At 63.9% G+C, this 13,308-nt stretch carries 10 protein-coding genes; 6 read left to right on the top strand and 4 right to left on the bottom strand.

What is annotated here, in order from left to right; translation table 11 throughout:
* Positions 1-926 precede the first annotated feature (926 nt).
* The 6 genes from rfbC to ACXAD2_RS07065 all read left to right on the top strand — a co-directional run bounded on the left by rfbC (position 927) and on the right by ACXAD2_RS07065 (position 6,678).
* A complete protein-coding gene (rfbC, locus tag ACXAD2_RS07090; protein ID WP_475168643.1) occupies positions 927-1,496 on the top strand; it encodes a dTDP-4-dehydrorhamnose 3,5-epimerase in 570 nt (189 codons plus the stop codon).
* Entirely contained in the window at positions 1,493-2,539 is a 1,047-nt protein-coding gene (rfbB, locus tag ACXAD2_RS07085) for a dTDP-glucose 4,6-dehydratase (RefSeq protein WP_475168641.1), read from the top strand. The genes rfbC and rfbB overlap by 4 nt, the downstream gene beginning before the upstream one ends.
* 2 nt (positions 2,540-2,541) lie before the next feature.
* Positions 2,542-3,420, top strand: a complete 879-nt coding sequence (gene rfbA, locus ACXAD2_RS07080) for a glucose-1-phosphate thymidylyltransferase RfbA (RefSeq protein WP_475168640.1) — start codon at positions 2,542-2,544, stop codon at positions 3,418-3,420.
* Between the two features lie 195 nt (positions 3,421-3,615).
* Positions 3,616-4,404, top strand: coding sequence for a 3-deoxy-manno-octulosonate cytidylyltransferase (locus tag ACXAD2_RS07075; protein WP_475168638.1), 789 nt, complete (start codon positions 3,616-3,618; stop codon positions 4,402-4,404).
* The gene (gene kdsA / locus ACXAD2_RS07070; protein ID WP_475168635.1) at positions 4,401-5,222 is read left to right on the top strand and encodes a 3-deoxy-8-phosphooctulonate synthase; all 822 of its coding nucleotides are present in this window, start codon (positions 4,401-4,403) and stop codon (positions 5,220-5,222) included. The genes ACXAD2_RS07075 and kdsA overlap by 4 nt, the downstream gene beginning before the upstream one ends.
* An 82-nt stretch (positions 5,223-5,304) precedes the next feature.
* A complete protein-coding gene (locus ACXAD2_RS07065; RefSeq protein WP_475168634.1) occupies positions 5,305-6,678 on the top strand; it encodes a phosphomannomutase in 1,374 nt (457 codons plus the stop codon).
* An 845-nt stretch (positions 6,679-7,523) separates the two neighbouring features.
* Here the strand turns inward: ACXAD2_RS07065 and ACXAD2_RS07060 are convergent.
* The 4 genes from ACXAD2_RS07060 to ACXAD2_RS07045 form a co-directional block, all read right to left on the bottom strand.
* Positions 7,524-9,107, bottom strand: coding sequence for a sodium:solute symporter family transporter (locus ACXAD2_RS07060; protein ID WP_475168632.1), 1,584 nt, complete (start codon positions 9,105-9,107; stop codon positions 7,524-7,526).
* Between the two features lie 132 nt (positions 9,108-9,239).
* A complete protein-coding gene (locus tag ACXAD2_RS07055; protein WP_475168629.1) occupies positions 9,240-9,563 on the bottom strand; it encodes a PRC-barrel domain-containing protein in 324 nt (107 codons plus the stop codon).
* 448 nt (positions 9,564-10,011) lie between these two features.
* A complete protein-coding gene (gene fdhD, locus ACXAD2_RS07050; RefSeq protein WP_475168627.1) occupies positions 10,012-10,788 on the bottom strand; it encodes a formate dehydrogenase accessory sulfurtransferase FdhD in 777 nt (258 codons plus the stop codon).
* The gene (locus ACXAD2_RS07045) at positions 10,785-13,085 is read right to left on the bottom strand and encodes an FdhF/YdeP family oxidoreductase (RefSeq protein ID WP_475168624.1); all 2,301 of its coding nucleotides are present in this window, start codon (positions 13,083-13,085) and stop codon (positions 10,785-10,787) included. Before ACXAD2_RS07045 ends, fdhD begins: the two co-directional genes overlap by 4 nt.
* Positions 13,086-13,308 lie beyond the last annotated feature (223 nt).

The following is a 13,308-nucleotide window of genomic DNA, read 5'->3' as shown; positions in this document are numbered from 1 at the left end:
CAGGGCCATGCGTTGCTGATTTGGTACGCGCCAGAAAACGTGCAGCCTTAGCCTTATCGTGGTGCTTGCCTTCGTCGCCGCCTGTGCGGATGGTCAGCAAATTCAACCACTGACCAAGGGCTTCGTCGAGGGCAGCTTCTCCGCGAGCGATGCGGCCGTGGCGGCATGCCGGGCCAAGCTGTGGGCGGAAACCTCGGGCAGACTGAAGGTCGTCGGATCGAAAGCCGCGGGCGCAAGAAGCTCGGTCTACATGAGGATCGGTCCGAGCGGCGCCCCCTGGCGCTGCCAAGTGGGCTCGGATGGGAGTAACCCGACCGTCGGATTCATGGGTTATGGCGGGATGGGGTAAATTCTGAGCTGACATTCAACGAATTGGCGCTCAATCGAATCCAGAGCAGGGTAGGGCGGACGCCGCATGGCGGCCTGACACGCATGATGGAGGTCGGTGTGTGCGAAGTGTCGAACCATTGTCATTCGTGTGTAAAGTGTCGAAGCCGTTTCACGGGGAGGAACATGTACCTTCTCGGAGCGAGGGCGTGCAGGTGAAAAGCAGCGGGCCATCAAAGGATTGTGCGCGCCGCATGCCTTGCTGGCAAAATCTGGGAACAGCAGGTCTTTCGCTTCATGGACCCGATGCACGTCTTGCTAATTGACGTGCTGTGCGACATAGCCGCCTTCGATCTTTTATTTGCCCACCAGATCAATGAGCAGCCTCACGACCTGAGACGCTTCTCACCCCTCTCACTACCGGCCATCCGGTGGGGCGCGAGCCAGTGTGAATTTTCATTTTTGAGTTGGAGGTCAGCTGGGAGTCTCTTCTGAGCATGCCAAGAAGACACGCTGTTCATTTTGTTGGGAGCGGTGCGGGAAGCATGATCGGAGTTGTGTTAGTCAAGCGGTGTTTGCTGATTTGAAGGGCGCGACGGGTGAAAATCGAACCGACGAAACTGCAGGGCGTTCTGGTCCTGACCCCGCGGCGGTTCGGTGACCACCGCGGATTTTTTTCCGAATGCTACAGCCGCAAGGCCTTCGCCGAGGCGGGGCTCCACTACGATTTCGTGCAGGACAACCACTCGCTCTCGATGACCCCCGGCACGGTGCGCGGGCTGCATTTTCAGGCGCCGCCGCGGGCGCAGGACAAGCTGGTGCGCTGCGGGCGCGGGGCGCTCTTCGATGTCGCCGTCGACATCCGCAAAGGCTCGCCCACCTACGGCCAATGGGTGGGCTATGAGCTCAGCTTCGAGAACGGACGCCAGCTGCTGGTGCCGGCGGGCTTTGCCCATGGCTTTGTGACGCTGCAGCCCGAGACCGAGATCATCTACAAATGCTCGGACACTTACGCCCCCGAGACCGAGGGCGCTGTGGTCTGGAACGACCCGGACATCGGCATCGACTGGCCCTTCGCGGGAGAGGCGGTGCTTTCCGAGAAAGACGCCGACGCGCCGCGGCTGAAGGACATCGACAGCCCGTTCACCTTTGAGGGGTCTTTCGCATGAAACTGCTGATCACCGGCGGCGCCGGATTTATCGGCTCGGCCGTGGTGCGGCTGGCGGTGGCGCGCGGCCATGAGGTGGTGAACGTTGATGCGCTGACCTATGCCGCCTGTCTCGACAATGTCGCCTCCGTGTCGGACAGCCCAGCCTACGCCTTCGAGCAGGCCGACATCCGCGACCGCGCGGCGCTCGACCGGGTGTTTGCGGCGCATACCCCCGACGCGGTGATGCATCTCGCCGCCGAGAGCCATGTGGACCGCTCGATCGACGGGCCGGGCGATTTCATCGAGACCAATATCACCGGCACCTACAATATGCTCGAAGCCGCGCGGGCCTATTGGGCGGCGCAAGGCAAGCCCGAGCGCTTTCGCTTCCACCATATCTCCACCGATGAGGTCTTTGGCTCGCTGCCCGCCGATCCGCAGGTGAAGTTCACCGAAGACACGCCCTATGATCCGCGCTCGCCCTATTCGGCGTCCAAGGCCAGCTCGGACCATCTGGTGCGCGCCTGGCATGAGACCTACGGGCTGCCGGTGGTGCTGACCAACTGCAGCAACAACTACGGGCCCTATCACTTCCCCGAAAAGCTCATCCCGGTGGTGATCCTGAACGCGCTGGCCGGAAAGCCGCTGCCGATCTACGGCACGGGCGACAACATCCGCGACTGGCTCTACGTCGAGGATCACGCCGACGCGCTTTTGCTGGTGGTGGAAAAGGGCGCGCTGGGGCGCAGCTACAACATCGGCGGCGAGAACGAGCGCAGCAACCTCGAGCTGGTGAAAACGCTCTGCGCGATCCTCGATAGCAAACGCCCGAAGGAGAGCGGCAGCTACGCCGATCAGATTTGCTTCGTCAGCGACCGCCCGGGCCATGACGCGCGCTATGCGATCGACCCGAGCCGGATCCGCGACGAGCTCGGCTGGCGCCCCTCGGTGACCGTCGAGGAAGGCCTCGAGAAGACCGTGGACTGGTATCTGGGCAACGAGGCCTGGTGGCGCCCGCTGCAGGCGCGGCACGGCGTCGGGCAGCGGCTGGGGAAGGGGTAAACATGGCACAGCAACGCAAGGGCATCATTCTGGCCGGCGGTTCGGGCACGCGGCTCTATCCGATCACCATCGGCGTGTCGAAACAGCTGCTGCCGGTCTACGACAAGCCGATGATCTACTACCCGCTCTCGGTGCTGATGCTGGCCGGGATCCGCGAGATCTGCCTGATCACCACGCCGCAGGATCAGGCGCAGTTCCAGCGCACGCTGGGCGACGGCAGCCAATGGGGCATCTCGCTGACCTATGTGGTGCAGCCCAGCCCCGACGGGCTGGCGCAGGCCTATCTGCTGGCCGAAGACTTCCTTGATGGCGCGCCCTCGGCGCTGGTGCTGGGCGATAATATCTTCTTCGGCCACGGGCTGCCGGACATGATGGCCGAGGCCGATGCGCGAGAGAGCGGCGGCACGGTCTTTGGCTATCACGTGGCCGATCCCGAGCGCTACGGCGTGGTGGATTTCGACGAGGATTTCCGCGCCACTTCGATCATCGAGAAACCCGCGGTGCCGCCGTCGAACTACGCGGTGACCGGGCTTTATTTCCTCGATGGCACGGCCCCCGAGCGGGCGCGTCAGGTGCAGCCCTCGCCGCGCGGCGAGCTGGAGATCACCACGCTTTTGGAGATGTATCTGCACGAGGGCGCGCTCGACGTGAAGCGCATGGGCCGCGGCTATGCCTGGCTCGACACCGGCACCCATGGGTCCTTGCTGGACGCGGGCAACTTCGTGCGCACGCTCACCGAGCGCCAGGGCCAGCAGGTGGGCAGCCCCGATGAGATTGCTTTCCAGATGGGCTGGCTCGACCGCGCAGCGCTGGCGGCACGCGCCGAGAAATTCCGCAAGAACGGCTATGGTGCCTATCTCGAGGCGCTGCTGACCTCCTAAAGGCACCAGCACCCTTCTGGTCACGCATCAGGCCAGACCGCGGACCACCTCAAGGCGGTTTCGGTTGATCCGCCGCCTGCCGCCGCGCTATCCAGCAGGAAATTTCTTGAGGCGGGTGGTCCCGATGCGTCAATCTCACTCTGCCGCCCTCTGGGCGGTCTTTTCCGTACAATCGTGCTGCGCCGGGGAGCGATCATGAGCGCGGTCATCTTCATCCCCGCCCGCTATGCCTCATCGCGTTACCCGGGCAAGCCGCTGGTCGAATTGACCGGCGCCAATGGCGAGAAAAAATCGCTGATCCAGCGTGCCTGGGAGGCAGCGCAGAGCGTCAAGGGCGTCTCGGCGGTCTATGTGCTGACCGATGACGCGCGCATCGCCGAGGCGGCGCGCGGCTTTGGCGCCGAGGTGCTGATGACCTCGGAGGCGGCGCGCAACGGCACCGAGCGCTGCGCCGAGGGCGTGGCGCAGCTGGAGCAGGCGCCGGACATCGTCATCAACCTGCAGGGCGACGCGCCGCTGACCCCGCCGTGGTTCATCGAGGCGCTGATCGAGGCGATGCAGAACCCGGCGGTCGAAATGGCCACCCCGGTGCTGAAGACCGATCCCGAGACGCTGGCCAATTTCGTCTCGGACCGTCACGCGGGCCGGGTGGGGGGCACCACTGCGGTGATGCGCAGCGACGGCACGGCGCTCTATTTCTCCAAAGAAGTGCTGCCCTATGTGGGCAACCTCGAAACCCCGCCCGAGGTCTGGCATCATGTGGGGGTCTATGGCTATCGCCCCGCGGCGCTGGCGCAATATGCCGCCTGGCCCGAGGGGCCGCTGGAGCGCGCCGAAGGGCTCGAGCAGCTGCGGTTTCTGGAGAATGGCACGCCGGTCACCTGCGTTGCGGTCGAGGCGCGCGGCCGGGTGTTCTGGGAGCTCAACAACCCCGTCGACGTGGCCCGCATCGAGGCCGTGCTGCAAAAGGAAGGCATCGCATGAAACCCGTAACGGTCAAAGACGTCACCTTTGCCAACGACGCGCCGCTGGCGCTGATCGCCGGGCCCTGCCAGCTCGAAAGCCTCGATCACGCGCGCATGCTGGCCGAAAAGATCGCCGCCGCCGCCGAGGCCGCGCGCACGCCTTGGGTGTTCAAGGGCAGTTTCGACAAGGCCAACCGCTCGTCGCTTTCCGGCAAGCGCGGGCTCGGCATGGAGGCGGGCCTCACGATCCTGTCGCAGATCGGCGCCGAGTTCGGCGTGCCGGTGCTCACCGACATCCACACCGCCGAGCAATGCGCCGCGGTGGCGCAGGCGGTGGACATCCTGCAGATCCCCGCGTTCCTGTCGCGCCAGACCGATCTGCTGCTCGCCGCGGGCGAGACCGGCGCGGCGATCAACGTCAAGAAGGGCCAGTTCCTCGCGCCGTGGGACATGGCCAATGTGGCCGCCAAGATCGCCAGCACCGGCAACGAGCGGCTGCTGCTCTGCGAGCGCGGCGCCAGCTTTGGCTACAATATGCTGGTCTCGGACATGCGCAGCCTGCCGATCATGGCCGAGACCGGCTACCCGGTGGTGTTCGACGCGACCCATTCGGTGCAGCTGCCGGGCGGGCAGGGCAGCTCCTCGGGCGGCCAGCGGCAGTATGTGCCGACGCTGGCGCGTGCCGCCGTCGCCGTGGGCTGCGCCGCGGTCTTCATCGAAACCCATGAGGATCCGGACAACGCGCCCTCGGACGGGCCCAATATGGTGCCGATCGATCAGCTGGGCGGCCTGCTGGCCAAGCTGCGGGCGCTCGACGAGATCGCCAAGACCAGCTGAGGTGGGCTGACAAGACGGGCTGAGGCAGGCGCGCCCGGGTGGGGCCTCTGGCGGCCGGACATAGGACATGGAGAGGTAGAAGATGGCACCGAAGTTTGGAACCAGCGGCCTGCGCGGCCTGGTGGTGGAGCTGACGCCGGATCTGGTGGCGGACCATGTGCGCGCCTTTGCCGCCGCCTGCGATCACGGCGGCACGCTCTGCGTCGGGCAGGACCTGCGCCCCTCCAGCCCGCGCATCGCCGATGACATCATCTCTGCCGCCCGCGCCGAAGGGCTGAGGGTGATCGACTGCGGCGCGCTGCCGACCCCGGCGCTGGCGCTGGCGGCGCAGGAGGCGGGCGCCGGGGCGATCATGGTCACCGGCAGCCACATCCCCGCCGACCGAAACGGGCTGAAGTTCTACACCCGCTCCGGCGAGATCACCAAGGCCGACGAGGCGGCGATCGCGGCGGCGCTCGGGCGCCCGGCTGGCAGCGCGGAAGGCGCGCTGGAGCAGGACCAGCAGGCCGCGGCCTGTTTCGTCGCGCGCTACACTGGCACGCTCGGAAGCACGGCGCTGGCGGGCAAGCGCATCGGCCTTTATGCCCATTCCGCCGTCGGCCGCGACGATCTGCGGGCGATGCTCGAAGGCCTCGGCGCCGAGGTGCTGGAGCTTGGCCGCTCCTCGCATTTCATCCCCGTCGACACCGAGGCGGTGGACCCCGACACCCGCGCGCAGATCAAAGCCTGGGTCACCGAGCATGGGCTCGACGCGCTGGTGTCGACCGATGGCGACAGCGACCGGCCGCTGCTGGCCGATGAGACCGGCACAATTGTGCCCGGCGACATCATGGGCCAGATCACCGCCGAAGCGCTGGGGGCCGAGGCGGTGGTCACGCCGATCTCGTCGAATTCGGGCGTCACCCGCAAGGGCTTTGGCCGGGTGCTGACCACCCGCATCGGCTCGCCCTTCGTCATCGCCGGCATGGAAGATCTGGGCGGCAAGGTCGTCGGCTATGAGGCCAATGGCGGCTTTCTGCTGGGGTTCGAGGCCGCCGGGCCCGACGGCAGCCTCGCGCCGCTGCCCACCCGCGATTGCATGCTGCCGCTGATCACGGTGCTGATCGCCGCCGGGGAGGGCCCGGTTTCGGCACGGGTCGGCGCCGAGCCGCCGGTGGTGACCATGGCCGACCGGCTGCAGGAGGTGCCGCAGGAAGCCTCGCAGCCCTTCGTGGCGCAGCTGCGCGAGGACGCGGGCGCGCGGGCGGAGTTTCTGTCGCGGCTCGGCGCCGCGGAGGTGGGCTGCGATCTCACCGATGGTGTGCGTATGACGCTGCCCGATGGGCGCATCGTCCATGTGCGCCCCTCGGGCAACGCGCCGGAATTGCGGCTCTACGTTGAGGCCTCGGACAGGGCCGGAGCCGAGGAGTTGATGGAGCGCGGGCTGGTAGAACTTCGCAGCGCCATCCTAGGATAATGATGTGGCAGACCCAATTTCATGGCTAAGCGTTTTGCTTTGCCAAGGGGCTCTCAGGCTTTCTGAGATGGCGCTGATTTGTCTGGCTAAGGTCGTGAACTCACGCCTGACCGCAAAGTCTGATCTTCCAATCTACGTAAGTCAGTTCTGGAGATCGACGAGCTTAGCCTTGAAGACTTTAGGGAGGCATTCGGTAGTCCCGGTATGTGCGGGGCGTCGCATTGAGGCGCAGCCTTAACCTTTCGTTCAGCATTTCATTTGTATGATGTGCCGAGAGAAAGGAGTGCCATGAGGACGAAAACTGTGTCTTTGGGCGACGTAGTGGCGGACTACATCAGCCGGTACGGACTTACCGAAAAGGCGAGGAGTTTTTTTCTCGAGCGCGTGGAGGAAGTGGCTTTTTCGGAGGGCTTGCGGCGCGCCGAAGATCAGGAGAATCTCTCTCCAAAGTGATGAAGAAGTTCGCTCCTTTGCCGAAACGGGTCGGCAGATTTGTCGTTTTCTGGCGAGACGGTGGTGCCAAGGCTGCGTAGGATTTCTTTGTCTGACAGATGGCCAAAGGAGGCTTCGCATGGCCTAGTGGGATGAACTGCCTTCCCACCAATCCACTGTTACTGTGGCAAGCACAGCTGGAGAAAGGAGCATCTGACGGACGCCGATGGAGTGCATAGCCTAATCCAAGAACTGAGAGCTATCGCGTTGCTCGCAGTGAGACCGGGCGAGGATCGCAGGACTGTAAATGAAGTGAATGTCGAATTTTGGGACTAGAGCTGTCTTGGGGCAACGCAGAGAGAGCCTGCCGACTTAGTCAGCGTGCTCCACGATCATGCGACCCGAGAAGGGGTCTACCAGAAGGCGAAGAGAATTGCGGCCATCATGGCTACCAGCACCAGCCCCCACAGGCGTACGTCGAGCAATCCCGATGTCGTGCCATCCGCCTTAGAAAACGCCGCGGCGGGCTTCCAGATGAGCATTTCCTCGGGCGCTTCGCGGGACGGGTAGACAGTTGCCGAGAGGCTAAGATGCAGAAGGCAGGAGGCGATGGTCATCACCCCGGCAGTGACGGTGTAGTGCAGCGGCCAGACACCGGTCTGCCCTAGAGCAAACAGCACCACTCCCAGCGCATGCATGGTGATGAGCGTTGCGAAGGCCGAGCGCTCGCTCACACGGCGGCTAACCGCGCCGAGGAAATAGATCGCCACGATGGGCGGTACGATGATCGAAAAGGCCTGTTGCAGGTAGGACCAGATACCACCTGCGTACTGGATGAGGGGCGCGACGAGCACCGCCATGATCATGAACACCAGTGTGCAGATACTGCCGTACTTGCGGGCCATCGTCGGCTCGACCGGTTCTGCGGGCTTGGTGATGAAGTCATGCACCACCAGCGTCGAGGAGCTATTGAGCGTGGAGTCGACCGTGGACATGATCGCCGCGACCAGCCCCGCGAGGACGAGCCCTGTCAGACCGGCCGGTAGGATTTGCGTGATCATCACGGGGAACACCATGTCCTGTTCGGGCAAATCAGGCAACAGAGGCACCGCCATCGCGCCCGGTAGCACCATGATAAAGAGCGGCACGCATTTGAGCAGCCCGCCGAGCAGCGCCCCGCGCTGCGCGTCCTGCAGGCTGCGCGCGCCGAGCACCCTCTGCACGACGTATTGGTTGGTGACCCAGTACCAGAAGCCGAGCATCCAGACCCCGAGGAACAGGCCTGGCCAGGGCAGGCTCGGGTCGTCTATCGGCTTGACCAAGTCGAGGTGGCCCTCGGGAAGTGCGTCGCGCACCGCGGTCCAGGAAAAATCGAGCGAGCGGAACATAAGAAAGGCGGTGATTGAGCACCCGATTAGGAGGATGATCGCCTGCAGAACGTCGGTGTATACCACCGCCTTGAGGCCGCCAGAGGCCGCGTAACCGCCGGCAAACATGCCGATTGCGAGGCAGCTGGCCCAGAGTGGCACGTCGGGGAAGAACGTAGTCAGCACCACGCCTCCGGCGTAAAGGCCGCCCGCTGTTTCCACGACGACGGTGAAGAAGATGGTCAGTGCAGAGAAATACAGGCGCACGCGACGTGAATAGCGGCAGTCGAGCCACTCGGGTGTCGTAGTGATCTTGGCCTTGAGGTAGAGAGGCGCGAAAATGAAGGCGAGCATAAGCAACGGGATGCCCGACATCCATTCGAAGGCCGAACTGGCTATGCCGGTCGCATAGGCCGAGCCGGTCAGCCCGATTATTGTGGTTGTGGAGATATTGGAGGCGAACAGCGAAAAGCCGATGGCTCCCCAAGCCAGAGAACGTCCGCCGAGAAAGAGGTCTTCTCCAGTTTTGGTGCGCATCGAGACCCATATGCCGATGACCAGCACCAATAGAAGGTAACCGATGATGACCGCAATATCGAGCGCCGTGATGTTGGCCTGTACGGATTCCAATTTAATTCTCCAATATCGAAACAGGCGGGCTGGCGGGGCCATTGCCTAAGCAAGCGCAGGTTCGGGCAGATGGTTCAGGCATGCCGTGTCGGGCGTGAAAAAGCCGCGCGCCAGAAGGCGCGCGGCGGGGCATCAGTCGTCCCAGACTGGCAAACTTTCGAGCTGTCCTTCGGAGAGCTGGGTGGTGAAGTCGCCGTCTTCGTAGGTCATGTCCTCGAGCATAATGACCACGTCTTCGTCGCCGATATCTAAGAACCCACCGACCTCGATTACGGCGGCAACCGGGGTGCCCGACTTGTCGACCAGGATTTCCTCGACCTCGCCGACCTTGTCGCCTTCCGCGGTCATTATGTCCGCATCGTCGATCGAGCTCAGGTTACTGATGTCCATCGTCTGGGCCGCGGCGGCACCGCCGATCATCACGAAGGCAAGGGCATGCAATCCTAGATAGCGCATTGTCATCTCCACAATTCCTAAAGTTGCTAAAGTTCAACGCCGCGTGGCTGCCGAGAGTTCCTTTTTTGCAAAAGATTTCTTAGGCTTGTGCGGCCTGTCACTCGTGCCGGGAATACGAACCGAGTGATATTGCGATGCGGAGTGCAGAGGCGTGAACGCCTGCGTGACCTGCTGCCTCGCGATATAGCCAATCCTGATGAGGCCTACGAGGTGACAAGCGACACGGCAACCAGCAGGACGGTTCAAAGCAGACAGCGCTCAGAAGGACCGAAATGGCAGGAATTTCGCCGGGTTTGCGTCGCGTCTCGCCGTTGGACCTGTCGTTCATCACACTCTCTGATCTGGACCGCCGGGTTGCGGCGCGGTCCTGCCCGTTCGCTGCCCACCCCAGCGTGGCGACACGGTTCCCGAACCGTAAACGTACCATACATCACCTACGTCGGGGGCATTACCGCCAGTTGACCCTAGCGCTTCCAACTAGACAGGAAGGCTCGCGCGTGCTTCCTCGGGCAACAAGCGTGAGCCCGACCGACTGAGCGATGCGCAGCGCATAGTCGGTGGCGGCGGAGGGCGCGACGAGGGCCGTCGCCCCGATGGCAACGGTTTTCTGGACCATCTCGGCGGAAACCCGCGACGAGATCACTACCGCACCCTGCGCCGGGTCAAGCCCGGCGCGGCAAAGAGCCCCGGCGAGCTTGTCCAGCGCGTTGTGCCGCCCCACGTCCTCGCGTGCCAAGGCAATGCCGCGCCCCGGCACCAAAAAGCCCGCGGCGTGGCAGGCGCGGGTGCGGTCATGCCGGGGCTGGTGGTCGCGCAGTTGGTCCGGCGCCTCGGCAAGCTCGGCAGCGTCGAAGCGCGGACCCTCAGGCAGCGTGGGTAGCTCGCGCGCGACCTTGGCGAGGCTGTCGATACCGCACAGCCCGCAGCCCACCGGACCGACCATGGCGCGCTGGCGGCTCATCACCCGGCTCGACGCTTCAGGCGCCAGCCACATGCGCGCTTCCATCCCGTCGGTGTGGCACACGATCTCCAGCTCGCGCAGCTCGTCCGGACGGTGAAGGATACCTTCGGTCAGGGCGAAGCCGAGCGCGAAATCCTTCAGATCGTCGGGGGTGGCCATCATCACCGCCAGCGTGCTGCCATCGCAGGTCAGCGCCACCGGGGTTTCCTCGATCAGCGGCGGCAAGGCAGGGCGCGTGCCGGTCAGGGTCTGGTGCAGGCTCATGCGACGATCCTCACCGGCGTGCCCTTATAAGCGGGGGTCTGCGAGTTCTTCTCGTGATAAGCGAGCGGCACTAGTGGATTAAGCTCGGGGTAATAGCCCGCGATGCAGCCGTCGGGCAGATCGTAGGGCGTGACGGCAAAGCCCTCTACCCGCCGCGTCACCCCATCTTCGATGGCGGTTACAAGCGCCACCTTCTGGCCCTCGGTCAGCCCGAGCCGCCGCATCTCGCGGCGATTGATCATGACGATCTCACGTGCGCCACTCAGCCCTCGCAGCCGATCGGAAAAACCGTAGATCGTGGTGTTGAATTGATCGTTCGAGCGCAGGGTGATTAGCGTCATCACCTCCTCGTCCAGAGGGGCCGCGCCGAGCGCCGAAAGCGTGGTCGGGGGCGTGAATTGGGCCTTGCCGCTTTCCGTCTTCCAGACCCGATCGCGCGCCGGATTACCGCGGTAAAAGCCGCCGGGCTGCATCAGCCTTTCGTTGAAATCAGCAAAATCATCCGGGAACGTGCGGGCGATCAGGTCGCGCACCAGATCATAGTTTGCCGTCCAGCCGTCCCAGTCGAGCCGTGGGTCTTCCGGCAGCGTCGCCTTGGCCATGCCAGCGACGATGGCCAGTTCCGAGCGTACGTGTTCCGAGGGGGGCTCGGCGCCGCCAAGTGAGCCGTATATATGCGAGAAGGTATCCTCCATGGACACAGCCTGCGGGCCGGTCACCTGAATGTCACGGTCGGTTCGGCCAAGGCAGGGCAGGATGTAGCTGACCTCACCGGGCACCAGATGCGAGCGGTTGAGTTTAGTTGACACGTGCACCGTCAGCCGCAGGCTAGGCCAAGCCGCCTCCATGCGCTCGCGGTCGGGTAGGGCCCGGATCAGGTTGCCACCGAGTGAGATCATTGCCTCGACGCTGCCATCCAAAATACCCTCGCAGGAGCGCACAGCGTTAAGCCCCTCGCGGGTGGGGGCCTCGATCCCGAAAAGATCGCGCAGCTTGTCAGCGGGCATATGCGAGGATTTCTCACCGATGCCCACGGTGCGCTGGCCCTGCACATTTGAATGGCCGCGCACCGGCGAGATGCCCGCTCCAAGTTTGCCGATATTACCTCGCATCATCAGTAGGTTACACAGCATCCCGAGATTCAGCCAGCCGTTCACATGCTGGGTCATGCCCATGCCGTAGATGCCGATTGCGTTCCTAGCCGAGAGATAGACCTCCGCCGCCTCGCGGATCATCGCCTCGGTCAATCCAGAGTGGCGCTCGATCTCGGCCCAATCGGCGGCGCGCACCGCCAGCTGGGTCTCGGCAAAGCCGGTGGTATGCGCCGCGATGAAGTCTTGGTCGAGCACTGTGCCAGGCGCGGCGTCTTCGGCCTCGAGCACGCATTTCATCAGCCCCGCGATCACCGCGATGTCTCCGCCGGGGCGCAGCTGGTAGTATTTCTCCGAGATCTGCGTCGGCTTGCCGAGGGACATCTGCTTGGGGCTTTGCGGGTCGGTGAACTCGATCAGTCCGCGTTCGCGCACCGGGTTGAAGGTGACGATCCGGCAGCCGCGCTCCACGGCCTCTTTCAGCACATGCAGGAAGCGGGGGCTGTTGGTGCCGGTGTTCTGGCCGAAAAAGAAGATCGTGTCGCAATGCTCAAAATCCTCGAGCGTGCAGGTGCCCACGGGCGTACCGATGAAAGTCTGCAGGTTCACGCTGGTGGTCTCGTGGCACATGTTCGAGCTTTGCGGCAGGTTTTGGTGCCCCATCGCCCGTGCGAAAAGCGCATAAAGATAAGAAGCCTCTAGCCCCGCATGGCCCGAAGCGTAAAACACCGCTTTTTCCGGCGCCATGCCGCGCAGCTCGCGTCCGATCTCGGCAAAGGCCTCGCCCCAGCTGACCGGAACATACTTATCGAGCGCGGGTTCATAGCGCAGCGGCTCGGTGAGCCGCCCGGATTTCTCGAGATCGTGGTCGTGCCAGCCGCGCAGATCCTCGACGCTGTGTTGCGCAAAGAATTCAGCCCCCGCGCGGTTGCGATCAAGCTCCCAGAGCGTAGCCTTCGCGCCATTTTCGCAGAACTCGAATGTGTTGGGTTTGGCGGGCTTGGCCCACGCGCAGGACGAGCACATGACCCCGCCGGGCTTGTTGAGTTTGGCAAGAACTTTGGTCGCCACAGTCGGCAGCCCGGTCTCGCCAGCGATGCGCGCCACGCCCCGGAGCGAGCCCCATCCGCCCGCCGGATGTTTGTCGAAGGGCGTGTCCGGATCCTGCGCTTCGGCGCGGTGATCGTCGGCTGGAATCCTGTCCATGAAATCGCTCCTGCGGGTACTGGGGTTTCCGGTCCAACGGGCACTTGGCGGCGATGGTTCCGCCGGTGCCAAGGCTGTGAAGCCTGACGCACAACGCTAGAAGCCCTCAGAAAGGAAATGGCGAAACTGAGAAAGCGGAGCTTGTTGCGGCTACCCTTGAGCTCTCAAGGGCGGTTGCCTGAGCATCTTCCTCGTCTCTAGAAACGGGTAAGCGGCTCCGTTC

Source organism: Salipiger sp. ABN3_019, assembly GCF_056158605.1.
Note: the sequence above shows the minus strand (reverse complement) of the source record. Positions and strands in the feature narration are given on the sequence as shown.

What these genes read in the sequence shown, in the direction of transcription:
- kdsA (WP_475168635.1), top strand. Translation starts at nt 4,401, where the DNA reads ATGAAACCCGTAACGGTCAAAGACGTCACCTTTGCCAACGACGCGCCG.
- ACXAD2_RS07065 (WP_475168634.1), top strand. Translation starts at nt 5,305, where the DNA reads ATGGCACCGAAGTTTGGAACCAGCGGCCTGCGCGGCCTGGTGGTGGAG.
- ACXAD2_RS07045 (WP_475168624.1), bottom strand. Translation starts at nt 13,085, where the DNA reads ATGGACAGGATTCCAGCCGACGATCACCGCGCCGAAGCGCAGGATCCG.
- fdhD (WP_475168627.1), bottom strand. Translation starts at nt 10,788, where the DNA reads ATGAGCCTGCACCAGACCCTGACCGGCACGCGCCCTGCCTTGCCGCCG.
- rfbB (WP_475168641.1), top strand. Translation starts at nt 1,493, where the DNA reads ATGAAACTGCTGATCACCGGCGGCGCCGGATTTATCGGCTCGGCCGTG.
- ACXAD2_RS07055 (WP_475168629.1), bottom strand. Translation starts at nt 9,563, where the DNA reads ATGCGCTATCTAGGATTGCATGCCCTTGCCTTCGTGATGATCGGCGGT.
- ACXAD2_RS07075 (WP_475168638.1), top strand. Translation starts at nt 3,616, where the DNA reads ATGAGCGCGGTCATCTTCATCCCCGCCCGCTATGCCTCATCGCGTTAC.
- rfbA (WP_475168640.1), top strand. Translation starts at nt 2,542, where the DNA reads ATGGCACAGCAACGCAAGGGCATCATTCTGGCCGGCGGTTCGGGCACG.